The 26,332-nt window shown below is 68.9% G+C and carries 21 protein-coding genes; 11 read left to right on the top strand and 10 right to left on the bottom strand.

Annotated features, from left to right (window positions below; genetic code table 11):
* Positions 1 to 66: 66 nt before the first annotated feature.
* From ACTJLF_RS29540 to ACTJLF_RS29530, 3 genes are all read left to right on the top strand, one after another.
* A complete protein-coding gene (locus ACTJLF_RS29540; protein ID WP_132801459.1) occupies positions 67 to 996 on the top strand; it encodes a LysR family transcriptional regulator in 930 nt (309 codons plus the stop codon).
* 91 nt (positions 997 to 1,087) lie between these two features.
* Entirely contained in the window at positions 1,088 to 2,164 is a 1,077-nt protein-coding gene (locus ACTJLF_RS29535; RefSeq protein WP_440884461.1) for a M4 family metallopeptidase, read from the top strand.
* A complete protein-coding gene (locus ACTJLF_RS29530; protein ID WP_440884460.1) occupies positions 2,161 to 2,502 on the top strand; it encodes a protealysin inhibitor emfourin in 342 nt (113 codons plus the stop codon). Before ACTJLF_RS29535 ends, ACTJLF_RS29530 begins: the two co-directional genes overlap by 4 nt.
* A 3-nt stretch (positions 2,503 to 2,505) precedes the next feature.
* Here ACTJLF_RS29530 and ACTJLF_RS29525 read toward each other — a convergent pair whose 3' ends face one another.
* On the bottom strand, positions 2,506 to 3,834 hold the full coding sequence (locus ACTJLF_RS29525; protein WP_440884459.1) for an Nramp family divalent metal transporter: 1,329 nt from the start codon (positions 3,832 to 3,834) through the stop codon (positions 2,506 to 2,508).
* A gap of 136 nt (positions 3,835 to 3,970) precedes the next feature.
* On the opposite strand from ACTJLF_RS29525, the gene ACTJLF_RS29520 reads away from it, so the two are divergent.
* From ACTJLF_RS29520 to ACTJLF_RS29510, 3 genes are all read left to right on the top strand, one after another.
* The gene (locus ACTJLF_RS29520; protein ID WP_019653746.1) at positions 3,971 to 4,279 is read left to right on the top strand and encodes a putative quinol monooxygenase; all 309 of its coding nucleotides are present in this window, start codon (positions 3,971 to 3,973) and stop codon (positions 4,277 to 4,279) included.
* A gap of 167 nt (positions 4,280 to 4,446) precedes the next feature.
* A complete protein-coding gene (locus tag ACTJLF_RS29515) occupies positions 4,447 to 5,040 on the top strand; it encodes a hypothetical protein (RefSeq protein ID WP_184606044.1) in 594 nt (197 codons plus the stop codon).
* A gap of 24 nt (positions 5,041 to 5,064) precedes the next feature.
* Positions 5,065 to 5,658 (top strand): hypothetical protein, encoded by a 594-nt coding sequence (locus tag ACTJLF_RS29510; RefSeq protein WP_440884458.1) that lies wholly within the window; start codon positions 5,065 to 5,067, stop codon positions 5,656 to 5,658.
* Between the two features lie 75 nt (positions 5,659 to 5,733).
* Here the strand turns inward: ACTJLF_RS29510 and gap are convergent, their stop codons facing one another.
* Entirely contained in the window at positions 5,734 to 6,735 is a 1,002-nt protein-coding gene (gene gap, locus ACTJLF_RS29505; RefSeq protein WP_019653743.1) for a type I glyceraldehyde-3-phosphate dehydrogenase, read from the bottom strand.
* A gap of 60 nt (positions 6,736 to 6,795) precedes the next feature.
* Positions 6,796 to 8,898: a transketolase family protein gene (locus ACTJLF_RS29500; protein WP_019653742.1), complete on the bottom strand. Its 2,103-nt coding sequence runs from the start codon at positions 8,896 to 8,898 to the stop codon at positions 6,796 to 6,798.
* Positions 8,899 to 9,051: 153 nt separating this feature from the next.
* Between ACTJLF_RS29500 and speD the strand changes: the two genes are divergently transcribed.
* From speD to ACTJLF_RS29485, 3 genes are read left to right on the top strand one after another with little or no spacing between them, the layout of a single operon-like run.
* Positions 9,052 to 9,432: an adenosylmethionine decarboxylase gene (gene speD, locus ACTJLF_RS29495; RefSeq protein WP_440884457.1), complete on the top strand. Its 381-nt coding sequence runs from the start codon at positions 9,052 to 9,054 to the stop codon at positions 9,430 to 9,432.
* Between the two features lie 20 nt (positions 9,433 to 9,452).
* On the top strand, positions 9,453 to 10,166 hold the full coding sequence (locus ACTJLF_RS29490) for a nucleotidyltransferase family protein (protein ID WP_440884475.1): 714 nt from the start codon (positions 9,453 to 9,455) through the stop codon (positions 10,164 to 10,166).
* Positions 10,163 to 11,563, top strand: coding sequence for an aminopeptidase P N-terminal domain-containing protein (locus ACTJLF_RS29485; RefSeq protein ID WP_440884456.1), 1,401 nt, complete (start codon positions 10,163 to 10,165; stop codon positions 11,561 to 11,563). The genes ACTJLF_RS29490 and ACTJLF_RS29485 overlap by 4 nt, the downstream gene beginning before the upstream one ends.
* Here ACTJLF_RS29485 and ACTJLF_RS29480 read toward each other — a convergent pair.
* On the bottom strand, positions 11,505 to 12,479 hold the full coding sequence (locus tag ACTJLF_RS29480; RefSeq protein ID WP_440884455.1) for a LysR family transcriptional regulator: 975 nt from the start codon (positions 12,477 to 12,479) through the stop codon (positions 11,505 to 11,507). The genes ACTJLF_RS29485 and ACTJLF_RS29480 overlap by 59 nt on opposite strands.
* A gap of 149 nt (positions 12,480 to 12,628) precedes the next feature.
* On the opposite strand from ACTJLF_RS29480, the gene ACTJLF_RS29475 reads away from it, so the two are divergent.
* Together ACTJLF_RS29475 and ACTJLF_RS29470 are read left to right on the top strand one after the other, a co-directional pair.
* Entirely contained in the window at positions 12,629 to 13,696 is a 1,068-nt protein-coding gene (locus ACTJLF_RS29475) for an aldo/keto reductase (protein WP_019653717.1), read from the top strand.
* A 17-nt stretch (positions 13,697 to 13,713) separates the two neighbouring features.
* The gene (locus ACTJLF_RS29470) at positions 13,714 to 13,854 is read left to right on the top strand and encodes a hypothetical protein (protein ID WP_165924635.1); all 141 of its coding nucleotides are present in this window, start codon (positions 13,714 to 13,716) and stop codon (positions 13,852 to 13,854) included.
* A 27-nt stretch (positions 13,855 to 13,881) separates the two neighbouring features.
* Here the strand turns inward: ACTJLF_RS29470 and ACTJLF_RS29465 are convergent, their stop codons facing one another.
* The 6 genes from ACTJLF_RS29465 to ACTJLF_RS29440 all read right to left on the bottom strand — a co-directional run bounded on the left by ACTJLF_RS29465 (position 13,882) and on the right by ACTJLF_RS29440 (position 26,314).
* Positions 13,882 to 14,256: a DUF3325 domain-containing protein gene (locus ACTJLF_RS29465; protein WP_440884454.1), complete on the bottom strand. Its 375-nt coding sequence runs from the start codon at positions 14,254 to 14,256 to the stop codon at positions 13,882 to 13,884.
* Positions 14,257 to 14,261: 5 nt separating this feature from the next.
* Entirely contained in the window at positions 14,262 to 15,950 is a 1,689-nt protein-coding gene (locus ACTJLF_RS29460; protein ID WP_440884453.1) for a PepSY-associated TM helix domain-containing protein, read from the bottom strand.
* Complete coding sequence (locus ACTJLF_RS29455) at positions 15,947 to 16,210, bottom strand: DUF3649 domain-containing protein (protein WP_309936452.1); 264 nt, start codon at positions 16,208 to 16,210, stop codon at positions 15,947 to 15,949. The genes ACTJLF_RS29460 and ACTJLF_RS29455 overlap by 4 nt, the downstream gene beginning before the upstream one ends.
* A 197-nt stretch (positions 16,211 to 16,407) precedes the next feature.
* The gene (locus tag ACTJLF_RS29450) at positions 16,408 to 17,760 is read right to left on the bottom strand and encodes an esterase-like activity of phytase family protein (RefSeq protein ID WP_440884452.1); all 1,353 of its coding nucleotides are present in this window, start codon (positions 17,758 to 17,760) and stop codon (positions 16,408 to 16,410) included.
* 79 nt (positions 17,761 to 17,839) lie between these two features.
* Positions 17,840 to 20,215, bottom strand: coding sequence for a penicillin-binding protein 1C (pbpC, locus tag ACTJLF_RS29445; RefSeq protein ID WP_440884451.1), 2,376 nt, complete (start codon positions 20,213 to 20,215; stop codon positions 17,840 to 17,842).
* A 72-nt stretch (positions 20,216 to 20,287) separates the two neighbouring features.
* Positions 20,288 to 26,314, bottom strand: a complete 6,027-nt coding sequence (locus ACTJLF_RS29440) for an alpha-2-macroglobulin family protein (protein ID WP_440884450.1) — start codon at positions 26,312 to 26,314, stop codon at positions 20,288 to 20,290.
* Between the last annotated feature and the right edge of the window lie 18 nt (positions 26,315 to 26,332).

Here is a 26,332-nt window from a genome sequence, read left to right as displayed (position 1 = left end):
CTGGGTCGAACGATTCACGGCGGAAGTGAATCCATCGTTAACCTGAATTCAACAATCGGATCACCCATGGCAGCCCCGGTCCAGCCCGCCGATCTCGGTTTCTTCTCCACGCTCGCGGCCAGCGGCAGCCTGAGCGCGGGGGCGCGAGAACTCGGCATCAGCACGCCCGCGGTGAGCAAGCGGCTGGCGCAGATGGAGTCGCGCCTGGGCGTCACGCTGGTGAACCGAACCACACGGCGCATGAGCCTCACGCCCGAGGGCGAGCTCTACGTGACGCACGCGCGCCGCATCCTCGGCGAGATCGACGACATGGCGCAGCTGCTCGGCGGCGCGAAGGGCGAGCCCCAGGGGCTGCTGCGCGTGAACGCCACGCTGGGCTTCGGGCGCAGCCACGTGGCGCCGCTGATCTCGAAGTTCGCGCGCAGGCATCCGCAGGTCGAGGTGCAGCTGCAGCTCTCGGTGAACCCGCCGCCGCTGACCGACGACGCCTTCGACGTCTGCATCCGCTTCGGCGCACCACCCGAGGCCCGCGTGATCGCGCGGCGCATCGCGTCGAACCGGCGCCTGCTGTGCGCCTCGCCCGCCTACCTCGCGCGCGCCGGGCAGCCCAAGGTGCCCAACGACCTCACGCGGCACCGCTGCATAGGCATCCGCCAGGGCGACGAGGCCTACGGCATCTGGCGCCTGAGCAGCGGGCGCGGCGCCGCGCAGCGCACCGAGGCGGTGAAGACGCGCGGCATGCTCAGCACCAACGACGGCGAGATCGCGGTCAACTGGGCGCTCGACGGCCACGGCATCCTGATGCGCGCCGAGTGGGACATCGCGCGCTACCTGCGCAGCGGCCGGCTCGTGCAGGTGCTCGCCAGCTACCGCACGCCCGATGCCGACATCTACGCGGTGTACCCGCAGCGCCACCAGCTGTCGGCGCGCGTGCGAACTTTCGTCGACTTCATGGCCGCCGCGCTCGGCAAAGACGACATGCCGCCCAGGGCTTGAGCCGCGATCCGACAGGCGCCGCCTCGCGTTTCTGCTACGGTGGTTTCGAACCGATCGACACCCCGATCGACCTTCGACGAAAGGCCCGCCCATGCCGTCGCGCAATCCGCAGATCCTGCCGCCCGCCTTCGTGCCGCCGTACCTGCTGAGCCGGCTTGCCGAAAGCGCCAGCCCGCCGCTGAGCGAGCGCGCGGTGAGCACGCTGGCCATCGACCGCGAACATCGCGCGCTGCGCGGCCTGGTGCCGCCGGCGGTGGTCTCGAACATCACCGGCACACCGGTGCGCCCCGCGCGGCCCGATTCGCCAGAGCGCGCCATCCACGACGCGGGCCACACGACCGAGCTGCCCGGCAGGCTGGTGCGCACCGAAGGCAGGCCCGCCACCGGCGACATCGCGGCCGACGAGGCCTACGAGCACCTGGGCGCGACCTGGCGGCTGTACCGCGAGGTGTACGAGCGCGACTCCATCGACGGCGCGGGCATGCCGCTGACCGGCAGCGTGCACTACGGCAAGGACTACGACAACGCCTTCTGGAACGGCGCGCAGATGGTGTTCGGAGACGGCGACGGCGAGGTGATGAACCGCTTCACCATCGCGGTGGACATCATCGGCCACGAGCTCACGCACGGCGTGATCGACCACGAGGCCGCGCTCATCTACCAGGGCCAGCCAGGCGCGCTCAACGAATCGATCTGCGACGTGTTCGGCGTGCTGGTGAAGCAGCACGTGCTGAAGCAGACCGCGCAGCAGGCCGACTGGCTCATCGGCGCGGGCCTCTTCATGTCCACCGTGAAGGCCAAGGCGCTGCGCTCGATGGCCGAGCCCGGCACCGCCTACGACGACCCGGTGATCGGCAAGGACCCGCAGCCCGCGCACATGAAGGACTTCGTCGTCACTTCGCAGGACAACGGCGGCGTGCACATCAACTCGGGCATTCCGAACCGCGCCTTCCACCTGGCAGCCGTCGCCATCGGCGGGCCGGCATGGGAGAGCGCAGGCCGCGTCTGGTACGACACGCTGCGCGACGGGCGCCTGCGCAACGACGCCGACTTCGAGGCCTTCGCGACCCTCAGCATCGATGTCGCGTCGCAGCGCTTCGGCGCCGGCAGCGCAGTCCGCAAGGCGGTCGTCGACGCCTGGCAGGCCGTGGGGGTGATCGCGCCATGATCCGCCTGCCGCCGCTGAACGAGGCGACCACCGTGCGCGTGACGCGCGAGGGCGGGCTGGCCTTCGTGCCGGGGCTGGCGCAGCCGCGCAGCTTCCAGCTGGGGGAGTGCACGCAGGAGCTGCGCCAGCAGATCGGCGACGCGCTGCACAGCGCCGTGCCCCACGCGCAACAGCAGGCCGGCGCGACGGTGTCGGACGGCGACCAGCGCTTCTACCGCGTCGAGGTGCTCATGCGCAGCGCCGGCGAACAGCAGGACATCTTCGTGAGCTTCGAGGTGCCCGAGGCCGAGGCGCCGGAGGCGCTGGTGCAGCTGTGGAAGGAAGCGGGCAAGCGCTGAGGCCTAGGCCCCGCCCACGACCACCGATGCGATCAGCCAAACGTTGGCCGCGCCGATCACGCCGAACAGCAGCCACGCCAGCGACTTCACCACCGGGCCGTTGGCGAAGCCGCCCATCAGCGCTCGGCTGCTCGTGAAGCGGATCAGCGGCCACATCGCGAAGGGCAGCTGGAAGCTCAGCACCACCTGGCTGAGCACCAGCATCTTGCCCACGCCGCCGTCGCCGAACCACCAGACGCCCAGCCACGCCGGGCCCAGCGCCAGCGCGCGCGTGATGAGGCGGCGCTGCCAGCAAGGGATCTTCAGGTCGAGAAAGCCTTCCATGATGATCTGGCCTGCAATGGTGCCGGTGAAGGTCGAGCTCTGCCCCGAGGCCAGCAGCGCGATGCCGAACAGCGTGGCCGCGACCGCGCTGCCGACGACGGGCTCCAGCAGCCGGTAGGCGTCGTCGATCTCCGTCACCTCGCGGTGGCCGGTGGCGTGGAAGGCGCTGGCAGCGAGCACCATGATGGCCGCGTTGACCAGCAGCGCAAGCGAGAGCGACACCACCGCGTCGAGCGTGCAGAAGCGCACCGCCTCGCGCCGCGCGGGCTCGGTGTCGGCGATCAGGCGCGTCTGCACGATCGACGAGTGAAGGTACAGGTTGTGCGGCATCACCGTCGCGCCGACGATGCCGATGGCCAGGTACAGCGCGCTCGGCTGGTGCAGCCGCTCCAGGCTCGGGCCGAAGCCCATTGCCACGCCGAACCAGTTGGGCGGCGACATCGCCAGCTCGACCACGAAGCAGGCTGCGATCGTGCCCACGAGCCCCAGCACGATGGCCTCCACGCGGCGGAAGCCCGCGCCCTGCAGGCCCAGCACCAGCAGCGTGTCGAAGGCGGTGATCGCGATGCCCACCGGGATCGACACGCCGAACAGCAGGTGCAGCGCGAGCGCGCTGCCCAGCACCTCGGCGAGGTCGCAGGCCACGATGGCCAGCTCGGCGCCCAGCCACAGCAGGCGGTTGACGCGCGGCGAGTAGTGCTCGCGGCAGATGCGCGCCAGGTCCTTGCGCGCGACGATGCCCAGCCGCACGCACAGCGTCTGCAGCAGCATCGCGGCCAGGCTCGCGAGCAGCACCACGAACAGCAGGCCGTAGCCGAAGCGCGAGCCGGCCTCGATGTCGGTCGCCCAGTTGCCCGGGTCCATGTAGCCGACCGACACCAGCAGGCCCGGACCCGCGTAGCGCATCAGCTTCTTGAAGAACGGCAGTTCCTGCGGGACGGCGACGCTGCCCTTGACTTCGGAAGGACAGAAGGGCGCGGTGGCCGTGCGAGGTAGCGGGAAGAACATGCGGAAGATGATAGGGACAAGACAGGGACACGGCCTTGTCGCGGACCTGACCGGCACCGCCGCGCCAAATCTCTTAGATTCGGCCGTCGCATTCAAATCGACCAACCATCCAACCAACCAACCGGAGACCCTTTCAATGATCCACGTCGTCGCCGTCATCACCGCCAAGCCCGGCCAGCGCGCCAGGCTGCTCGAAGCCTTCGCCGAGAACCGCGCGGCCGTGCTGGCCGAGGCAGGCTGCATCGAGTACGGCGCCACGGTCGATGCGCAGGGCATCCCCGCGTCGAAGGCCAGCTTCGGCCCCGACACCTTCGTCGTGATCGAGAAGTGGGAAACCCTGGCGCACCTGCAGGCGCACGCGGTCGCGCCGCACATGAAGGCCCACGGCGAGAAGACGAAGGAGCTCACCGCGGGCAAGCTGATCCACGTGCTCGAGCCGGTCTGAGGCACGCCTTAGCCCCTCCTTCCCACCTCTTCGTACCTTTCGGTTTCGCGGCTTCACGCATTCGCGCGCCGCGCGATGCGTGCTACCGTCGCGCCGGGAGCACGCGCCACCGATGCACCATGCATGCATCGCGGGCCTCGTGAAGATGCAGAGAGGGGACCGAAGGGATGGCCATCTTTAGTTCGCAGCAAGGCTGGCGTTTGCGCAGCCTGCTCTTGATAGGCGCGCTGGCAGCCGCCGTTCTGGCCACCGGCTGCGCGCCATTGCTGGCGCCGCCCTACGCGGCCGACTACGAGACCCTCGACAAGCTGGAGGCCACGCGCCCCGGCATGGTGGCCCTCGCGAAGGCGCAGCCCTCCGATGCAAACGACAAGGTCAACACCGTGCGGCTGCGCAGCGCCCGGCTGCTGTCGCCCAGCGGCAGCTTCGCCCAGTACCTGCAGGACGCGATGATGCGCGACCTCAGCGAGATCTCCGTCTACGACCCGAAGGCGCCAACGCGCATCGCGGCGCGCGTGCTGGTCAACGAGATCGACCTCGGCGTGATCAACGGCGCGGGCCGCATGGAAGTCGAGATCACCGTCACGCGCGACGCCACGCAGCGCCTGCGCAAGACCTACCGCGCCGAGACCGCCTTCGATTCGAGCTACGCGAGCATCGTCGCCGTGCCCGCCGGGCAGGCCGCGTACCCGCGCCTCGTGCGTGCCTTGCTGCGGCAGGTGTATGCCGATCCGCAGTTCGTGGCCGCCATCGGCCGTTGACCCCTGAGGCCAGGAGGCGCTTCGATGCAACCCCTTTTTCGTCCGGCGTCCATCGCACCGTCGGCCTTGTTGCTGCTGCTGCTCGGCGGCTGCGTGCACCCGATCACCATGATCACCGAGACCGCCCCGCCACGTTCGCAGGCGTACCTCGTGCCGAAGAAGGTCGCCTACGTGATGACCGATGCCGACCGCGACCTCGAAGTGATCACCCCCGGCGGCAGCGGCGACCGCGTGAGCTACTACCCGTACCGCGACCTGGAGAAGTCGATCCGCGATGCGCTGCGCGCCGTCTACCGCGACGTGGTCGTGCTGCGCAGCGCCGGCGACGCGAAGGCGAACGAGGCGGCGGGCGTCTCGCTGGTGTTCTCGCCGCGCATCAAGACCGATTCGAGCTCGTCCTCATGGATCAGCTGGCCGCCGACCTCGTTCACGGCCGAGGTCTCGTGCGTGGTGACCGATGCGGCAGGCACCGAACTCACGCGCGTGCGCGCCGTGGGCAACGGCGCTGCGGAGTTCGGCGAGTTCAAGGGCGACTTCGGGCTGGCTGCGCGAAGGGCCGCGACGCGGCTGACGGCGCAGTTGAGCAGCGAGATACGCAGGAACGAGAAGCTGCGATAGCGGTGAGGCGCCCGATCAAGGAGCCCAACAAAAAACGCGCCCGGAGGCGCGTTTTTTTATGGAAGCGGCGAAGCCTTACTTCGACACGACCTTCACCATCTCCAGGCACTTGTTCGAGTAGCCCCATTCGTTGTCGTACCAGCTCACGAGCTTCACGAAGGTGCCGTCGAGGGCGATGCCGGCTTCGGCGTCGAAGATCGAGGTGCGGGCGTCGCCGCGGAAGTCGGTGGCCACGACCTTGTCTTCGGTGTAGCCCAGCACGCCCTTGAGCGCGCCTTCGCTCTGCGCCTTCATCTCGGCGCAGATTTCCTTGTACGTCGCTTCCTTCACCAGCTCGACCGTCAGGTCGACCACCGACACGTCGGAGGTCGGCACGCGGAAGCTCATGCCGGTGAGCTTCTTGTTGAGCTCGGGGATCACCACGCCCACGGCCTTGGCGGCGCCGGTCGACGACGGGATGATGTTTTCCAGGATGCCGCGGCCGCCGCGCCAGTCCTTGTTGCTCGGGCCGTCCACGGTCTTCTGCGTGGCGGTGGCGGCGTGCACGGTGGTCATCAGGCCGCGCTTGATGCCCCACTTGTCGTTCAGCACCTTGGCCAGCGGGGCCAGGCAGTTGGTGGTGCAGCTGGCGTTGCTGATGATGGCTTCGCCGGCGTACTTCTTGTCGTTCACGCCGTAGACGAACATGGGGGTGTCGTCCTTCGACGGTGCCGACAGGATCACCTTCTTGGCGCCCGCGTCGATGTGCTTCTGCGCGGTTTCCTTGGTGAGGAAGAGGCCGGTCGATTCCAGCACCACGTCGGCGCCGACTTCGTTCCACTTCAGGTTCGCGGGATCGCGTTCCTGCGTGAGGCGGATCTTCTTGCCGTTCACGATCAGCGTGCTGCCTTCGACGGCGATGTCGCCCTTGAAGCGGCCGTGCACCGAGTCGTACTGGAGCATGTAGGCCAGGTAGTCAGGCTCGAGCAGGTCGTTGATGGCGACGATTTCGATGTCGTTCTGGAAGTTCTGCACGGCTGCGCGCAGCACGTTGCGACCGATGCGGCCGAAGCCGTTGATACCAAGTTTGATAGCCATCTGACTTGCTCCTAAGGTTGAAAAACTGTTGTGTGTCGTGAACGGCGAAGAAGGAATCGATCAGTCGCGCAGCACGGCTTCCACCGTGGCCGCGACGTTCTCCGCCGTGAAGCCGAAGTGCTTGAAGAGCACCGGCGCGGGGGCCGATTCGCCGTACGTGTCGATGCCGACGACGGCGGCGCAGCCGTACTTCCACCAGCCGCCGGTGCAGCCCATCTCCACGGCGATGCGCGGCAGCTTCTTCGGCAGCACGGCCTTCTTGTAGGCCAGGTCCTGGCGGTCGAAGGTGGTGGTCGAGGGCATCGACACCACGCGCACGGCGATCTTCTTCTCGGCCAGCAGCTTCTGGGCTGCCAGCGCGAGCGGCACTTCGGAGCCGGTGGCGATGATGACGGCCGCCGTCTTCTTGTTCTTGAGGCCGACGTTCTCGGGCTCGGAGAGCACGTAGGCGCCTCGGCTGATGTCGCCGAGTTCGCTCTTGGGCGAGTAGGCGATGTTCTGGCGGCTCAGCAGCAGCGCTGTCGGGCGCGACTGGTTCTGCAGCGCCACGGCCCAGGCCACGGCGGTCTCGGCCGTGTCCGACGGGCGCCAGACGTCGAGGTTCGGGATCAGGCGCAGCGAGGCGGCGTGCTCGATCGACTGGTGCGTCGGGCCGTCTTCGCCCAGGCCGATGGAGTCGTGCGTGAAGACGTGGATCACGCGGCGTTTCATCAGCGCGGCCATGCGGATGGCGTTGCGGCTGTAGTCGCTGAAGGTGAGGAAGGTGCCGCCGTAGGGGATGTAGCCGCCATGCAGCGCCACGCCGTTCATGATGGCCGCCATGCCGAACTCGCGCACGCCGTAGTTGATGTGGCGGCCGATGGTGCCGTGCGGCGTTTCGGCCGGGGCTTCGGACTTGGCTTCGTCTTCCGCGCCCTGCTTGCCTTCGACGGCGGGCACGTTCATGACCACCGCGCCGGTCTTCGCGTCGAAGCGCAGCGCGGCGGTGCTCTTGGTGTTGGTGAGGTTCGAGCCGGTCAGGTCGGCGCTGCCGCCGAGCATCTCGGGCAGCGCGGCGGTGAAGGCTTCGAGCGCGAGCTGGCTGGCCTTGCGGCTGGCGACGGTCTCGGCCTTGGTGTGTGCGGCGACCACGGTGTCGAACGCCACCTGGTGGAAGTCCTTGGGCAGCTCGCCCTTCATGCGGCGGGTGAACTCGGCGGCCAGCTCGGGGTAGGCGGCGGCGTAGGCGGCGAACTTGGCGTTCCACTCGGCTTCGATGTTGGCGCCGGCTTCCTTGTGGTCCCAGTCGGCATACGCCTCGGCCGGGATCTCGAAGGGCGGGTAGTGCCAGTCGATGGCGTCGCGCGTGAGCTTGATTTCTTCGGCGCCCAGCGCCTCGCCGTGGGCCTTGGCGGTGCCGGCGCGGTTCGGGCTGCCCTTGCCGATGACGGTCTTGCAGTTGATGAGCGTGGGCTTGTCGGTCGACAGCTTGGCCTTGGCGATGGCCTTGGACACTTCGGCGGCGTCGTTGCCGTCGATCGGGCCGATCACATGCCAGCCATAGGCGTGGAAGCGTTCGGCCACGTTGTCGATGTACCAGGGCTTGACCTGGCCGTCGATGCTGATGCCGTTGTCGTCGTACAGCGCGATCAGCTTGTTCAGGTGCCAGGCGCCGGCCAGCGCGCAGGCCTCATGGCTGATGCCTTCCATCATGCAGCCGTCGCCCAGGAAGGCGTAGGTGTGATGGTCGACCACGGTGTGGTCCTTGCGGTTGAACTCGGCCGACAGCAGCTTCTCGGCCAGCGCGAAGCCCACGGCGTTGGTGATGCCCTGGCCCAGCGGGCCGGTGGTGGTCTCGACGCCCGGGGTCACGTCCACTTCGGGGTGGCCGGCGGTCTTGCTGTGCAGCTGGCGGAAGTTCTTGAGTTCGCCGATGGGCAGGTCGTAGCCGGTGAGATGCAGCACCGAGTACAGCAGCATCGAGGCGTGGCCGTTCGACAGCACGAAGCGGTCGCGGTCGAACCAGTGCGGGTTGGCAGGGTTGTAGCGAAGGTGATCGCCCCAGAGTGCGACGGCCATGTCGGCCATGCCCATCGGTGCGCCCGGATGTCCGGAATTTGCTTGTTGGACGGCATCCATGGCCAGTGCGCGGATTGCGTTGGCCATCAGGGCGTGGTTTGCCATGTGCGGTGGACTTTCGGAGGGAAAAGGGAGGTTGGGGTGGGGAGAACCCGCGATTTTACCGGGCGAGCCCCGAACGCTCCCGATACGGCCCGAACACCCTTCCGATGCTCCTGTGCGCCTGGGCAGCAGGGCGGACTGCTAGAGTTGCCACCCATGCACGGGCTGCACCTCACCGCCGACCTCCACGACTGCCAATGCGGCCCCCAGTGGCTCACCGATCGCGATGCCCTCGGCGCGGTCTGCCTCAAGGCGGTGGCGGCCGCCGGGCTGCAGGCGGTGGGCAAGCTGATCCACGGCTTCCCGGCCACGCCACAGGGCCCGGGCGGGGTCACCGCCACGGTGCTGCTGGCCGAATCGCACCTGTGCATCCACACATGGCCCGAACAGCGCGGCGTGACGCTGGACGTGTACGTCTGCAACTTCAGCGGCGACCACTCGGCCAAGGCGCATGCGCTGATGGAATGCCTGGTGTCGCTGTTCCAGCCTCGGCACAGCGAGCGCAACGAGCTGCAGCGCGGACGGGTCGTGGCGTGAGCGGCAACGCGGTGCGCGCCATGATCCTGGCCGCCGGGCGCGGCGAGCGCATGCGGCCGCTGACCGATGCCACACCCAAGCCCCTGCTGGAGGTGCACGGCAAGCCCCTGATGCAATGGCCGATGGAGGCGCTGGCCGACGGCGGCTTCACCGAACTGGTCGTCAACACCGACTGGCTCGGCGCCCAGATTTCGGAACGGTTCGGCGCAAAACCCTTGTTGGGCGGTCATTCCGCGCTATCGATTTCATACTCCGACGAGGGCCGCGACTTCGGCGGTGCGCTGGAAACGGCCGGCGGCATCGTGCGCGCGCTGCCCCTGCTGGGCGACGTGTTCTGGGTCGCAGCGGGTGATGTATTCGCGCCCGGATTCGCCTTCACGCAGGCCTCGGTCGACAGGTTCGTGGCCAGCAACAGGCTCGCGCATCTCTGGCTGGTGCCCAACCCCGCGCACAACCCCAAGGGCGATTTCGGCCTCTCGCCGGATGGCCTAGCGCTCAACACCGCCGACCAGAAATACACCTTCTCGACCATCGGCCTGTACCGCGCTGCGCTCTTCGCGCCGCCCTATTGCGACATCCCGAGCGGCAACCCGGCCGGCCGCAAAGCCCCGCTGGCGCCGATCCTGCGCGCCGCGATGGACAATGAACTCGTGAGCGCCGAGCTCTACACCGGCCCCTGGACCGACGTGGGAACCCCCGAACGGCTCGCCCAACTGAACACGCCAACAAGATGACCGCAGCAGACATCGCCACCACGATCTACGCCGAGCGCCGCGCGCGCCTCGCCTCGCAACTGGGCAAGGACGGCATCGCCATCATCCCGACCGCGCCCGAGCGGCCGCGCAACCGCGATACCGACTTCCTGTATCGCCACGACAGCTACTTCTATTACCTGACCGGCTTCACCGAGCCCAACGCCTGGCTGGTGCTGGCGGGCGACGGCCGCTCGACGCTGTTCTGCGCGCCCAAGGACGTCGAGCGAGAGATCTGGGACGGCTACCGCCTGGGCCCCGACGCGGCGCCCGCGGCACTCGGCGTCGATGAGGCCTTCCCCGTCACCGAACTCGACGCGAAGCTGCCCAAGCTGCTGGAAAACCGTGCCACCGTGTGGTTTCCCTTCGCCATCCACAAGGGCCTGGAAAGCCGCGTCGACGGCTGGCTGCAATCGGTGCGCGCGCGCGTGCGCTACGGCGCGCTGTGCCCCGACGAACAGCGCGACCTGTGCGGCCCGCTCGACGAGATGCGCCTGGTCAAGGACGCGCACGAGCAGGACATCATGCGCCGCGCCGCGCAGATCAGCGCCCGCGCGCACGTGCGTGCGATGCAGCTGTCGGCCCGCATGCTGCGCGAGGGCAAGGACGCCCGCGAGTACCACCTCGACGCCGAGCTGCTGCACGAATTCCGCCTGGGCGGCTCGCAGTACCCCGCGTACTACTCCATCGTCGCGGCCGGCGCGAATGCCTGCGTGCTGCACTACCGCGCCGACGCCGCGCCCGTGCGCAAGGGCGAGCTGGTGCTGATCGACGCGGGCTGCGAGCTCGACGGCTACGCCAGCGACATCACCCGCACCTTCCCCGCCGACGGCAAGTTCACCGGCCCGCAGCGCGCGCTGTACGACCTGGTGCTGGCCAGCCAGGACGCGGCGGCGGCGGCCACCAAGGCCGGCAACCGCTTCAACGACCCGCACGACGCGGCGGTGCGGGTGCTGGCGCAGGGCATGCTCGACTTCGGCCTGCTCGACGCCAACAAGGTCGGCAGCGTCGACGACGTGATCGACAAGCGCGCCTACTTCCAGTTCTACATGCACCGCACCGGCCACTGGCTCGGCATGGACGTGCACGACTGCGGCAGCTACGTCGAGCCCACGCAGGTCGGCGAGGTGAGCGAGCGCAAGGACCCGCTGTCGAACGAGGTCATCAAGAACCGGCCGAGCCGCATCCTGCACCCCGGCATGGTTCTCACGCTGGAGCCCGGCATCTACGTGCGCCCAGCCGAGGGCGTGCCCGAGCAGTTCCACAACATCGGCATCCGCATCGAGGACGACGCGATCGTCACCGCCACCGGCTGCGAACTCATCTCGCGCGGCGTGCCTGTGAAGGCGGACGAGATCGAGGCGCTGATGCGGGCTTGACCGCCCGCTGCGACACCGGCGGCGGCGCGTGCCGCGCCTGCAGGAAGTCGATGAACACCCGCAGCTTGCGCGGCATCTGCGCGCGGCTGGGGTAGTAGAGATAGAAGCCCGGGAAGGTCGGCCACCAGGGCTCCAGCAGCGGCACGAGGCGGCCGCTCGCGAAGTCCTCCCGCACCGCTCCTTCGAACGACGTCGCGATGCCCGCGCCCGAGCGCGCGGCCGCGAGCAGCAGGTCTGCGTCGTTGCTGACGAGCGGGCCTGCGAGCTCCACGTCGAGCACGCGCCCGTCCTGCGCGTACTCCCATCGATAGAGGCCGCCGGTGGTCAGGCGGTAGTTCAGGCAGCGGTGCTCGCGCAGGTCCTCGGGCGTGCGCGGCGGCTTGCGCCCCCTCAGGTAGCTGGGCGCCGCGTAAGTCACCATGCGCAGCGGCCCGCCCACCGGCACGGCCACCACGTCCTGCGCGAGGCTCTCGCCCAGGCGGATGCCGGCGTCGAAGCCGCCTTCCACGAGGTCGACCATGCGGTTGTCGCAGACGAACTCGAGCGTGATGTCCGGATAGGCATCGGCGAACGCGCCGAAGTGCGGGAAGAAGAGCAGCTCCGCCGCCACGCGCGAGACGTTCAGGCGCAGCAACCCTGCCGGCCTGTCGCGCGCCTCGTCGATGCCCTCGACCGCCTGCGCGAGCGCGGCCAGGCCCTGTTGCGCACCCGCGAGGAACTGCTGCCCCAGCTCCGTCACACCGACGCGCCGCGTGGTGCGGTCCAGCAGCCGCACGCCGAGCTTCTGCTCCAGCGTACGGACGGTCTGCGAGAGAGCCGATGGCGACACCCCGAGCTCCTCGGCGGCACGCGTGAAGCTGGCGTGGTGCGCCACGCGGGCGAAGGCGGCGATGGCCGGAAGCAGGTCGGGCGACATGGGGGCCATTATGAAGACCGGCTTCACAAAGCATTCGATCCAGCCGGCTTTTTCAGGAGCAATCGCGCCAATACCTTCGAGGCCATGGCAGTGCGGCCCTCGCGCCGCCGCCTTCACCTCGCAACGAAAGCACGAAAGGAATCTGCATCATGAAGCTGGACGACTACATCACCCTCGGCCGCTCGGGCCTGCGCGTCAGCCCCGTGTCGCTGGGCACCATGACCTTCGGCCAGGAATGGGGCTGGGGCGCCGACGCGGGCGAATCGCGCCGCATGTTCGACCTCTACCTGGAGCGCGGCGGCAACTTCATCGACACCGCCAACTTCTATACCAACGGCAGTTCGGAGCGGCTGCTGGGCCAGTTCATCGCCGACAGGCGCGAGTCGGTGGTGGTGGCTACCAAGTATTCGCTCAACATGCAGCCGGGCAACCCGAACGCCGGCGGCAACCACCGCCGCAACATGGTCCGCTCGGTGGAGGCCAGCCTCAAGCGGCTGGGCACCGACTACATCGACCTGCTGTACCTGCACATCTGGGACGGGCTCACGCCATTCGAGGAAGTGATGCGCGCCTTCGACGACCTCGTGCGCTCGGGCAAGGTGCTGTACGCGGGCATCTCCGACACGCCGGCCTGGCAGATCGCGCGCATGCAGACGCTGGCCGAGCTGCGCGGCTGGGCGCCGCTGGTCGCGCTGCAGATCGAATACAGCCTGATCGAGCGCACCGTGGAGCGCGAGCTGCTGCCGATGGCGCAGGAGCTGGGCCTTGGCGTGCTGGCGTGGTCGCCGCTGGGCAGCGGCGTGCTCTCGGGCAAGTACACGCGCGCCGATCTGGAGCATCGCAACGACCCGGGCTCGGGCGTAACGGGCTCGCGCAAGGACGTGGCCGTGGGCAACGGCGCGCTCAGCGCCCGCTCGCTGGAGATCGCCGAAGTGGTCGGGCAGGTCGCGAAGGAGCAGGGCCGCTCGAGCGCGCAGGTCGCGCTGGCGTGGCTGCTGCAGCGCCGCGCGCCGACGGTGATGCCGATCATCGGCGCGCGCACCTTCGCGCAGTTCGAGGACAACCTCGGCGCGCTCGACGTTCAGCTCGACGCCGAAGCGCTGCAACGCCTGGAAGCGGCCAGCGCCGTGTCGATGGGCTTCCCGCACGACTTCATGGCGCTGCCGATGACGCAGGGCGTGCTCTCGGGCGGCAGCTCGGTGCGGCGGCCTGCGTGAAACCACGGAGGCTGAGGGTGGCGGTCATCGGCCGCTCGGTGGTGGCCGCGCTGAGCCAGGTACAGGAAACGCTCGACGCGATGGGCCTGCAAGGCCCGAAGGGCACGCCGGCTTGCGATGTGGCGCGGCCCTATGTAGGGCGGTGGAAGGCGCGATGAGCGCGCAGGCGCTGCGCACCGCTTCCGTCACGGCGTGAGCGATGCGGACGACGGCGAAAGCAAGCTCGCAAGCAGGCTGCACAGCGCGACGGCCGTCGCCGCGAATGCGATCCAGTGGAAGCGTCGCGGCGCGTAGCTGAGCAGCGCCACCGTGGACAGCGCCGCGGCCGTGAGCGTGCCCAGCCACAGCACCCAGCCGACCGCGCTGCCGGCCACCCGCAGGCTGCCGCCCAGCGACAGGCACAGCAGCGCGGCACCGCCGAGCTGCAGCCAGCGCCGCCACCGCCCCGGCGTGCTGCCTCGGCCGTAGACGTCCTCGCTGTGGCGGTCCATCGCAAGGCTCAGCGCGCAGAAGCCCGCGAGCGAGGCGGCGAACACGAGGGAGAGAAGGGACGAATCCATCGCCGTCACGATCCCTGGCCCGACGCGGCGAGCGTCGACGACGACGACGGCTGCTGCTGCTGTTGCGGCGAGGCCGGCAGGTGCTTCTGCGCCTGCTGCCGGGCAGCCATCGACTTGCGCCGCTTGCGCTCGACGATCCACACCGCGCCCGCGAGCCCCAGGCCCAGCGCTATCACGACCAGGTCGAAACCCGCCACCGCGCTGGGACCGGTGCGCAGGCTGACGGTCAGCGGCGCCGGCCCGGTGAAGGCGTTGAGCACCGGCAGCAGTGCGAAGAGCAGCGCGCCCGCCGCGAGCTGCGCCTGCCACATGCGCAGCGTGGGCCGCAGCAGCCCGAGCACCGCAGCCGCGCCCCAGACGATGAAGAACCAGCGGATCTCCGCGTCGCCGCGCTCGGCCATGCCGACCGGCAGCAGGCGATTGGCCCAGAAGAAGGCGGCCATCGCGACGGGCAGTCCGGCGATGGCGCCGAGGTTCAAGCCGTCGACGAGGCGCAGTCCGAAGCCGATGCGCCCGCCCTGCTTGAGCATCTTCGCGAACTTCTGGCGCTCCTTCACGGCCCACAGCAGAAGCCCCGTCGCCACCATCAGGCAGCCCGCGATCCCCGAGAGGAAGAACAGCGCGCGCAGCAGCGGATCGCCGAAGCGCGCGATGTGCAGGCCGTAGAGCACGCCGCGCGTCTCGGCCGCGGGCTTGGGCACGTCGCCGAAAGCGCCGATCAGCGCACCCGTGGTGCCGTTGAATAGCATCGACGGCTTGTCGTAGGACAGCTGCGGCCCTTCCGCGCGGGTGAGCGAGACGACCGCGTTGGCGTCGTTGGGCTGGTGCACGGTGATACGGCCCACGGCGGCGCCGTTCCAGTGCACGGAGGCCTGCGCCATCATCGGCGCGATCGGTGCGAGCGGCGCCTTGTTGCCGGACGCCTTGACCTGGTCGCGGCCACCGCCGGGAAAGACCTCTGAGAAGAAGGCCTGCTCGCCGCCGCGCTCCTTGTAGGCCACCTGCGGGGCCCAGGGCATGTACATGAACATCAGCGTGACCAGGCCCGTGTACGTGATCATCAGGTGATAGGGCAGGGCGAGCACCGCCGTCACGTTGTGCGCGTCGAGCCACGAGCGCTGGCCCTTCTTCGGGCGGAAGGTGAAGAAGTCCTTGAAGATGCGCTTGTGCGTCACGATGCCGCTGAAGATCGCCACCAGCATGAACATCGCGCAGAAGCCGACGATCCAGCGCGCCCATAGCGCGGGCATGTAGTGCAGGTCGAAATGCAGGCGATAGAAGAACTCGCCGCCGCGCGTGGCCCGTGCGGCGGTGAGCGCCTCGCCGGTGAAGGGGTCGAGCGATACGCGGTCGAAGCGGCGGCGCGGCTTGTCGCCGGGTGCGGCAGCCGAGGCCGGCGTGGCCAGATACAGCACGTCGGTCGACGGCTGGCGCTCCGCCGGCAGGTTGATGAACCAGCGCGGACTGCCGGCGCCGTGCTTCTGCAGATAGGCCACCGCGCCCTCGGCCGCCTGGACCTGCGGCACCTGGGCGCGCGCGGCCGGTGCATGCAGCTCGGGCTTCATCCAGAAGGTGATCTCATCCTTGAAGTACGAAGCCGTCCCGGCCGCGAACACCATGAACAGCACCCAGCCGACCAGAAGGCCCGACCAGGTGTGAAGCCATGCCATCGACTGGCGGAAGCCTTCCTTCATGCGGCCGCTCCGGTGGTGCGCATGAGCAGCAGGAGGAGCGCACCCAGCACCGCCGCGGCCACGGCAAGGCCGGACCACGCACGAAACGCCGTGCGCGCGGCGAAGACCCACATCACGGAGAGCGCGAAGACGGCGAAGGAAGCGAGCAGGCCGGTCATCGTGGCCTCGCTGCGCGCCATGCCGAAGGCGGCGGGCAGGCACAGTGCGAGCACGACGGAAGAGAGCGCCGCGACGCCGTAGCCGCCGGCGATGGCGGCCACGGCGCGCGAAACAACGCCTAAGCGATGGCGAACGCCGGCAGTCACGACGCGCGCCGGACGGCGTGCGAGGTCGTACGGAGGTTCATGGAGGAGGGGAGAGGAAATCCGAGAAGATGAGAATGATACTCATCTGAAAAGAATTCTTCTCAACCACCCCGCCTGCGATCCGGGGCATTCCCCCGGACGCGCCCGCTTGCTCACTTCGCCTGCAGCAGCGCCCCCGCCTTCAGCAGCACCAGCTCGTTGTCGTCCGCCTTGTTCGGCTCGCGGCTGCTCGAGAAGGGCAGGTTGTTGTCGTTGCCGACCACGATGTGCGTCGCGTCGACCACATCGACGTTCTCGATGGTGAAGAAGGGGAACTTCAGCACGCCGTCGTTCAGGGGCTTGCGCGCGAGCTTGTTCGGGTCGGCAATGTCCAGCAGGTCGATGTAGCCGATCTTGCGCACCGGGCCGCCCACGTTCGCGTCGTTGAGCTCGACCTTGTAGACGCGCTTGAACTTCGCGATGTCGTGGAAGCAGTCGGTGCGCTTCTGGCCTTCGGGGCAGGCCTTGTCGCTGGTGCCTTCGCCGTTGTCGCGCTCGATGATGAGGCCCGTGGTCGCATCGATCATGTTGAAGTCGCCGATGGCGTTGCCATTCGCCTCGAGCACGTACTTCCAGTGGCGGCCGGTCCACTTCTCGGTGGCGACGTCGAATTCCAGCACGCGCAGCGCTTCCTTGCCTTCGACCTTCTCGTAGTCCTTCGCCTCGGCGTTCCACACCGGGCCTTCGAGCAGCGCGTACAGCTTGCTGCCGTCCTTCGACGAGGCCATGCCCTCGAAGCCCTTGGAGCGCTTGATCTGGAAGTCGACCGCGTCGCCCGGGGCGCCGGGCGTGGTCACGGCCGGATGGTCGGGCGAGCGCACGGTTTTGCCGTCGACCAGCGTGTCGTACACGGCGAGCACCTTGCCCGTCAGGTCGGCCTTGATGAGGAAGGGGCCGAACTCCTCGCCGATCCACAGCGCGCCGCCGGCGAACTGGAAGCTCTCGGGGTCGAAGTCGGAGCCGGTCAGGTAGCGCTGCTTCGTGCCTTCATGGACGATGCGGAAGGGCACCTTCCTGTCGGGGTCGTGCAAGAAGACGGTTTCGATACGGTTGAACTTGCCGCTCTTGAAGTCCACCTTGTAGTGGTTCAGGTAGAGCATGAAGTCGGGCGAGTTGGCCTTGGTGCCGGCGCCGTTGTCGGTGAGGATCCAGAAGCTGCCGTCGTCCATCTTCTTGATGCCCGAGTGGCCCTGCAGCGGCTGGCCCTTGAAGGGCAGCGACAGGCCGGTGCCGCGGCCGCCCGAGAGGCCTTCGACCGAGCCCACCGCCTCCACGCGCTTGCCGGTGGTGAACTTGCCGCTGACCTGCAGGTCGGCCGGCGCATCCTTGGGCGCGGCGACGAAGCTCTGCGCGGGCAGCACGGCGTGGCCGGCGAGCGTGGCGGGAAAGGCGGTCTGCGCCTGGGCTGCGGTGCATGCGAGGGCGGCAGCAAGGGCGACGAAGGACAGGGGAGCGAAACGCGTCATGAGCGGGAAAGGTTCCAAGTCGAAAACGCGTGACCATGCCGGCCAGGCATGACGCGGCCATGACATGCCCCATGGGACTTCAGGGCGCGATGTCGACCGTCACCTCGCGCGACTCGGCGCGGCCCTGGTCATCGACCGCGCGCAGCAGGTAGCGCCGCCCGGATGACGCGAGATCGGGCATCCATGTGATGCCTTCGCCCGGCGCGGCGCGACCGATGAGCGCGTCGTCCGCGAACCAGTAGATCGCCTGCGTGCCGGCCGCGGCTTCGGCGCGCAGCACCAGGGGCTCGGGCTTCTTCGCGCGCAGCGTGTGGCGCACGCCGCGCAGCGGCGAGGTGATGAGCGGCGCGCTGTCGGACGAGGCGTCGCCCTCGCTGCCCTGCGACTTCTCGCAGCCGTCGGAAGGTGCGCTCGCACGCGGCAGCCCCGCCTGGCGGAACAGCCGGCGCATGTCGCTGCCCCATTGCTCCACCACCTGCTGCCGCGCATTCGGCTGCGGGCCGCAGACGACCTTGCCCGTGGTCTCGTCGACCCACACGGCGCGGTGCAGGTTGCTGACCTGGATCGGCGACTTGCCGGCGATGAACCATGTCATGGTGCGCACCGGGCACAGCGCATCGGGCAGGCCGCCGGTCGCCGAGCAGACTTCGACCTGGCGCAGGTCGGGCGGTCGGCGCGAAGCCATCTCGCCCGGGTCCAGCCGCTCGGCGCGCAGTGCGTCGACCATGCGCAGGAAGAGGGGCGCGGCGGCATCCACGCCCACCAGCGCGGGGTTGCTGCTGCCATCGAAATTGCCGACCCACACCACCAGCACGTGACGGCCGAACACGCCCGCGGTCCAGGCATCGCGAAAGCCCCAGGAGGTGCCGGTCTTCCATGCGATGGCGGGGCGCGCGGGCAGCGTGGTGTCGGGGCGCGGCGTTTGCCGCAGCATGTCGAGCGTGATGAACGAGGCCTCCTCGCTCATCAGGCGCAGCGGCTGCACGGGCTTCTCGCCGGGCGCGGGCTGCGTGTAGCGGATGGGCTGCGAGACGCCGCCGTTGGCCAGCGTCGCGTACATGCCGGCCAGCTCCTCGGGCGTGACCTCGCCGCCGCCCAGCACCAGCGCGAGGCCGTAGTGCTGTTCGCTCTGCAGCTTCTGCACGCCCGCAAGGCGCATGAAGTCGTAGAGGCCGGGCTTCGAGAGCTTCGCGGCCACGGCCACCGCGGGCACGTTGCGGCTGCGGATCAGCGCCTCCTGCGCCGGCAGCGGCCCTGCGAAGCGGTGGTCGAAGTTCTCGGGCGTGTAGGGGCCGAAGGAGGTGGGCGCGTCCTTCAGCATCGTCTTCGGATGCAGCAGGCCCTGGTCGAGCGCCAGCGCGTAGATGAAGGGCTTGAGCGTGGAGCCCGGCGAGCGCTTGGCCAGCACGCCGTTGACCTGGCCCGAGATGGCGTCGTTGCGGAAATCGGCCGAGCCGATCATCGCGCGCACCTGCATCGTCGACGCGTCGAGCAGCAGCGCGCTCGCGTTGTTCATTCCCACGTCGGCATGCGCGCGCAGGTACTGCGCCATGACGCGCTCGAGCGTCGCCTGCATGCGCAGGTCGATGGTGGTGCGCACCTCCTGCACGCCGCGCTCCTGCGCGAGCAGCATGTCGGTGGCGTGGGGCGCGAGAAAGGGCAGGCTGCCGCGCGACTGGGCCGACAGCGCGAGCTGCGCGTCGGGAGCATGCTGCTTCGCCGTCGGATCGCGCTCGGCCCACAGCGCCGAGAGCCGCTCGCGCGCGGCCTGCAGCTCCGCATTGCGCCCGCGCTCGGCGATGCGCTTGACGGGGTTCTGCGGAATCACCGCGAGCGTCAGCGCCTCGGGCAGGCTCAGCCTGGCGGCGTCCTTGCGGAAGTAGATGAGGCTGGCGGCCTGCACGCCCTCGATGTTGCCGCCGTAGGGTGCGGTGTTGAGATACGCCTCCAGGATGTCGTGCTTGCTGAAGCGGGCCTCCAGCCACAGCGCCGCGAAGATCTGCACGACCTTGCCGGTGGGCGCGCGGCTGTCGATGCCGTAGACGCGGCGTGCAAGCTGCATCGTGAGGGTGGAGCCGCCCTGCCTGCGCTCGCCGCTGGCGATGCGCCATGCGCTGCGCACCAGCGCGGCGGGGTTGACGCCGGGGTGCGCGTAGAAGCGGCGGTCCTCGTACAGCAGCACCGCATCGACCAGCGTGGGCGAGATGCGCTCCAGCGGCATCCAGAGCCGGTACTGCTCGTCGGCGGCGAGCGTGAGCCGCATCAGCTCGCCGCCTTGCGCGTAGACGGCGCGCGAACTGCCGACGGTTTCGCTCAGCGGGGCGTGGGGCCACAGGCGCAGCAGCGCGAGCAGGAAGACTACGGCTGCGAAAGCGATGACTGCTCTCTTCCTCCCTCTCCCCCCGGGAGAGGGTTGGGGTGAGGGCGTGGGCGACGGATCGAGCTCGGTGTTCATGGAAGGCGCCGCACCCTCACCCTGGCCCTCTCCCACACGCGGGAGAGGGAACAAGGCAAGCGCGCGTCGTGATCAATTCGCCACCACCTGGAAGCGTGCTCCCGCCGAGCGCGAGAACACGCGACGGTCGTACATCGCCTCGCCGTAGGCGGCCGGCACCACGTAGTCGCCCACGTTGGTGGCGCGGGCCTTGTACGTCACCTCGAGCAGGTCCTTGCCGACACCGCCGTAGAACACGACGCGGTCTTCGCGGATGTCGGCGTACTGCACCTTCCACGAGCCGCCGCCGCCCAGGCGCTTCTTCCAGATCGGCGCATCGGCATTGGCTGCATCCTCGTCGTCGCCCACGGCCTGCAGCACCGGTTCCAGGCCGCCGGGCAGCACGTCGACCAGCGCCACGTCGTTGATCTGCGCGCGCTCCAGGCTGCGCACGCGCACCCGCACCGTGACCTCTTCGCCGAGCTTCGCCTTGGTGATGGGGTTGCCCTTGGCGTCGAGCACCTCGTGGAAGATCTCCATGCCCTTGTTCACCGGCGTGGCGGGCACGTTGCGCTCGAAGCCCTGTTCGGCCCAGCTGTAGTAGAGGTTGAAGTCGCTGTCGTTCGACAGCTTCAGCCTGGCGGTGTCGGCCGGCACCGCGGCACGCGTGATCGGGTTCACCGAGCCCAGCGCGAGCGCCGCGGCCTGGCCTTGGGCGCTGACGGCGCTCGCCGAGAGCTTGCCCTCCACGTTCTGCCCCACGGCCTCGAAGTACGAGTCCACCGCCAGCAGCATCGAGGCCGACGACAGGCTGTTGTACCAGCCCTCCCGCACCATCTCGGCCATGCCTTCCCACACCGCAGGCTTCAGCGCCTTCAGGCGCGAGGGGAAGTGGCGGCCCACCAGGTGCAGCGTCATGCTGTCGTGCACCAGCGGGTCGTAGTAGGCACCCCAGGCATTGCGGCGCTGCTTCTTCTCGGTGCGCGCGAGCAGGTCGGACCACACCGGGTCGAGCAGCTCGTTGGCCACCTGCTCCTGCTTCACGAGCTGATAGCTCGCGGCGAGGTAAACGGCGCCGAGGTCGTCGCCCCAGCCCACGCCCTGCCGCGACATCTGGTTGCGGCGGGCTTCGCGCAGGTTGGCGAGCGCGGCTGGCGCGACGATGCCCTGGCGCGTCAGCAGGTAGGCCGCCTGCGCACGCTGGCGCCAGCCGTCGAGCGTGTTGTCGCCGCTGCCGAGCCAGCCCTGCAGGTAGGTGTCGGCCTTCTGCAGCAGGTCCTGCGGCACGGGCAGCTTGTGGTCCTTGGCCTCGACCAGCAGCTGCACCGCATAGAGCGTCGCGAAGGCATCGGTGCCGGCACCGGGCCACAGCGAGAAGCCGCCGTCGGCCGTCTGCCGCGCACGCAGCTGCACCAGGTAGCGCTCGAAGGTCTTGCGCGCCTCGGGCAATGGACCCTGCTCAGCGGTACGGCCGCGCGACATCTCCTTCACCAGTTCCGGGCGGCCCGACAGCAGCACGGCCGGGAAGGTCTGGCTCGTGATCTGCTCGGTGCAGCCGTGCGGGTACGCCTCCAGGTACTGCATGAGTCCGGTCGCGAAGGCCCACGGCGCGGCCGACACAGCCACGTCGCTCTGGCGGAAGTTCGGATACAGGTCGGCCTGGCTCGAGATTTCTCCCGCACGCTGGAAGCTGCCGGCCTGCACCAGCGTGACGAAGGGCGACGCGGGCCGCACGCTCACCTCGGTCGACAGGCGCGCGCTGTAGTTCTTGTGCGTGGAGGTGAACACCAGCGCCGAGGAACCCAGCACCGCCTGCTCGCCCGGCTTGGCGCGCACGTTGAACTTGGTGCTGGCCTCGCCGCGCTCGTTGACCTTGAGCGTCTGCGTGGCGTCGCCCACCACTTCGAGGCCGCCCGATGCGGTGAGCGTGAGCGCGATGGGCGCCTCCCTGCCCGAGCCGACGATGTTGTTGGCCAGCCCAACGCCCACCTCGACGGTGTCGCCGGGCGCCATGGCCAGCGGTGCGTTCGGCAGGATCACCATGTCGCCGCGCACCACGGTGCGGGTGCTCTTGGCGCCTGTGGTCTCGTCGTTCACCGCCACGGCCATCACGCGCAGGCTGCCGTTGAAGCTCTCGGGCACGGTGTAGCTGAACTCGCGGCTGCCGTTCACGTCGACCAGGCCAGACCAGTAGGCCACCGGCTTGTCGCGCTTGCGCTTGAACGGGTTCAGGTGCTTGCCGAGCTCGCCTTCGCCGTCACCACCGGGAGCGGCGCCCTGCATGAGCTTCTTGAACTCGGGCAGGATCAGGTCGAGCGTCTGCAGCGTGCCCACCTCGAGTGCGCGCTTCTGGAAGAAGTGCTTGAGCGGGTCGGGCGTCTTGTAGCGCGCCACCTGCAGGATGCCTTCGTCCACCGCGAACACCACGGCGCGCGTGGGCTTGTCGCTGGTGAGCTTCATCTTCATCGTCTGCCCCGGCTTCACCAGCTCGCTGCTGGTGAGCTGCAGGTTGGCGGTGCGCCTGGCCAGCGCGGTCGCGAAAGGCACCACGCCGTACGACAGCGGGCTCATGTAGACCTCGTCGGAGGCCGGGTCGCGCACGAAGTGCACGTTGATGTAGCCGGTGCCCTCGAAGTCCTTTGGCACGGTGATCTTCTGCACCGAGGCGGTCTTGTCGGTCTTGAACCACGCGTGGGCGTAGACCTTGTCGCGCTCGATGGTGATGAGGCCCGCGCCCACGTAGGGCGCCCGGATGCTCACCGAGATCTCCTGGCCCGGCTCGTAGTCCTTGCGGTCGAGCGTGAGCTGCAGTTCGGCGTTGCGGTCGAGCGAGCGCGACACGTTGGCGTTGCCGGCCACGCTGTACTCCACGCGGTTGAGCTCCATCCCCTGCGCGTTGCGCATCACGTAGGCGAAGTTGCCGGGCGCGGAGGTGTCCAGCGCCACGTTGTTGCCCGCTGCCGCGATGGCGAAGGGCTTCTCGTCGAGCACGATCTCCTTGAGGCGCGACTCGTAGCGGTACAGCCCGTTGTCCTGCTTGATGAGCACCGACAGCACCTTGCGCTCGACGCGCTCGATCTTCAGGTCGGCCACGGCCGTCTTCTTCGCGCGCGGGTCGATGGCGATCACCGTGGCGTTGCGCGTGGCGCCCTTGCTCACGTAGCTGGTGTCGCCGTCGACCTTCACGCCGACGAGGTAGGGCAGGTCGCTCACCAGCGTCTGGGCCTCGGCCGACACGCTGCGCCCGCCCTCGGGCTCGAAGGCCTTGGCAAGCACGTGCACCTGGTAGGTGGCGGCGTCGAAGCGCGAGAGGCGCAGGTCGAACTCGGCCTTGCCCTCGGCGCTGGTCTGCACGCTGCCCAGGTCGTCCACCTGCTTCTCGGTGGCGCGCTGCGGGTCGAAGAAGGCGTAGTCGGTGAAGGCGCGGAACACCGGAAAGCCCGGGCTCAGCGTGAGCGTGCCTTCCACCTTGCGGTCGGGCGCGGGCGTGCCGAAGAGGTTCTGCACGTCGATCTGCGCCTTCAGGTCCTTCGGGCTCACCCAGCCTTCGGCAACTTCATTGCTGAGCTTGGCCGTGACCTTGGTGCGGTCGGGCAGGAACTCCTGCACCTTCACCGTGGTGCTGCCGATCAGCAGGCTCTCGACCTCGGGAGTGCCGGGCGACGACTGGCGCGGCAGGTACAGGTTGACGGCGTAGTTGCCGGTGGGCGAGGTGTCCTGCGTGGTGTGGGCGATCTCGGCCGCGCCGCCCGGGCCGAGGCGCAGCTTCTCGCGCCGCACGCTGAGCCCGCGCGCGTCGATGATCTCGGCTTCGAGCGGCAGGTCACGCAGCGAGGTGCCCCAGTTGCCGGCCTTCACCATCATCGCGATGTGCATGGTGTCGCCGGGACGGTAGATGCCGCGGTCGCTGAAGACGTACGCCGTCATCTGGTTCGGCACGCCGGCCGCGCGCAGGCCGCCCACGTCGAAGCGCGAGATGTCCAGCGTGCGGTCGCTGCGGTTGAAGGGCAGGAAGCTCAGGTCGCCGTCCTTGCGCACCACCAGCACCACCGGCGCCTTCTCGCGCTGGTAGCCGGCGAGGTTGGGCAGTTTGGCTGCGCCAGTGGCGTCGGTGGACTGCGACGCGACGATCATGCCGTTGCGCCCCCACACCTCGACCATCGCACCCGCCACGGGCTGGCCGCTGGCGATGCTCTGCACGAACACGTCGCGCGTGCCGTCGAGCGACTTCTTGGCGACGATGCCCAGGTCGGTGACGAGCACCAGGCGCTGGTCGACCTGCTGCTCGGGGCTGCCGCCTTCACCGTCACTGCTGCCTTCCTCTTCGGAGGATTGCTCTTCCTGTTGCGGCTGTTGCGCCTCCTCGGGCTGGCCTTCGCCATCGGGCTTCTTCTTCGCCTTGGGGTCGTAGCCCTGCACCTTGAGCAGGAACACGCCGCGGCGATCGGTCGCGTCGCTGCGCAGGTAGTCGGCGAAGTCGACGGTCTCGTAGTGCGCCTTGCCGGCGGGGATGCTCAGCGGAATCTCCTTCTGGAAGCGGTCGACGAGGTTGTCCGACTGCAGGCCGCCGTAGAACTGCGGATGCGCGAAGTCGCCGCTGGTCTGCGTCACCAGGTGCTGCAGCTGCTGCGGCAGCAGGCGGCCGATCTCCAGCCGGATGCCGGGCAGGTCGCGCACCAGGATCGGCAGCTTGCGCTCGCCCGAGAGCGCGAGCAGCGAGCCCTGGCTCATGATGCTGAGCTCGGGCGCGAAGGTCTTGAGCAGGCGCACGTCCTGCCGCGCGGCGCCGAGCTGGTAGCCGCCGGGCGTCTTCAGGCCCTTGGCCACGCGCACCAGCAGGTAGCGGCCGCCTTCGGCCTGCGGCATGCGGAAGCTGACCATCTCGGTCACCTCGCGCTCGCTGGCGATGGGCTGCAGGTTGAGCTTCTTCGCGCGACGCAGCACGGCGTCGGTCACCTTCGACGGATCGGCGGACCAGTCGAACTTCTCCGCGGGATCGCCCTTGGCCTCTTCCGTCACGGGCAGCAGCCAGGCCTGCACCACGCGCGCCATCTCGCGCTCGTGCACCGGCATGGAGGCGCTGACCTGCATCACGTGCTCGGGCTCGCCGTTCTCGCCGGTGACGATGGTGGGCTCGATGCCGGAGATGGAAAGGCTGTAGAGGCCGGGAATGTCGACCGCGCGCGACTGGTCGTTGCGCAGCGCCGGCCCGCCCTTCTGCGCGACCGCGCCGGCCGTGAGGCTCAAGATCGCGGGCCGGTTCTTCTCGGGAATGGGCAGCGGCTCCGACTGCAGCGTGGCGATGAGGCGCAGCTTGTCGTAGCTGACGGTGAACTTCTCGCTCGCGCACTTGCCCACGCTGAAGAAGGAGCTGCTGCATGGCTGGTCGTAGGTCAGCACCAGGCGCTTCTCGAACTCGGCCGTGTTGACGGGGTGCGAGAAGCGTACCTGGAAGAGTGCGCGTCGCACGTTGGCCTGGACCGGGTCCTGGTAGAACTCGGCGCCGATGATCTGCGCTGTGAACTCGGGCGAGGTGAACTCGTACTTGCGCTGCGCCAGCTCGATGTGCGGCGCGAGGGCGCTGTCGGCGATCTGAACCTTGTACGGCTGGCCGACGGGCCAGTCCTGTGCGGGCAGGAATTCGAGGCGTTTCTGGCTTGTCCAGGTCCAGCGGCCGGCAATGGCGGGCTCGATGGTGACGCCGGTGGCCTCCTGGCCGATGCGCGCAATGGGAGCGACCGAGGCAGAGAAATTCACGACGAAGGGATTCGGCCCCTTGTCGAGCTCGATCTGGGTGCGCTGCGGCGCATCGGCCTTGGCGGTGGCGACCACCGGCTCGACGCGGTCGGGCGTGAGGCCGTGCCACCACTTCATCACGTGGGGATGGGCGATCCAGCCGGCCAGTGCGATCAACACCAGCAAGACCAGCCATGCGAGCCGCTGCTGGAGCCACTGCAGCCCGAGAAGAAGGAAGGCGCCCAGGATGCGCAGCCAGCCCGGTGGTCGCCAGGAACCGATGAGCCCGCGAGCCAGCGGACGCAGGAAGCCGAGCGCGCGGCCCAGCCCGGTGAAGAGCACGTCGCTGATCGACGCGAGTTTTCTGTTGGCGACTTGAAGCATGGAAGCTCCCCACTGTTT

The organism is Variovorax sp. 22077, assembly GCF_052044195.1.
Taxonomy (GTDB): Bacteria; Pseudomonadota; Gammaproteobacteria; order Burkholderiales; family Burkholderiaceae_C; genus Variovorax; species Variovorax atrisoli.
Note: the sequence above shows the minus strand (reverse complement) of the source record. Positions and strands in the feature narration are given on the sequence as shown.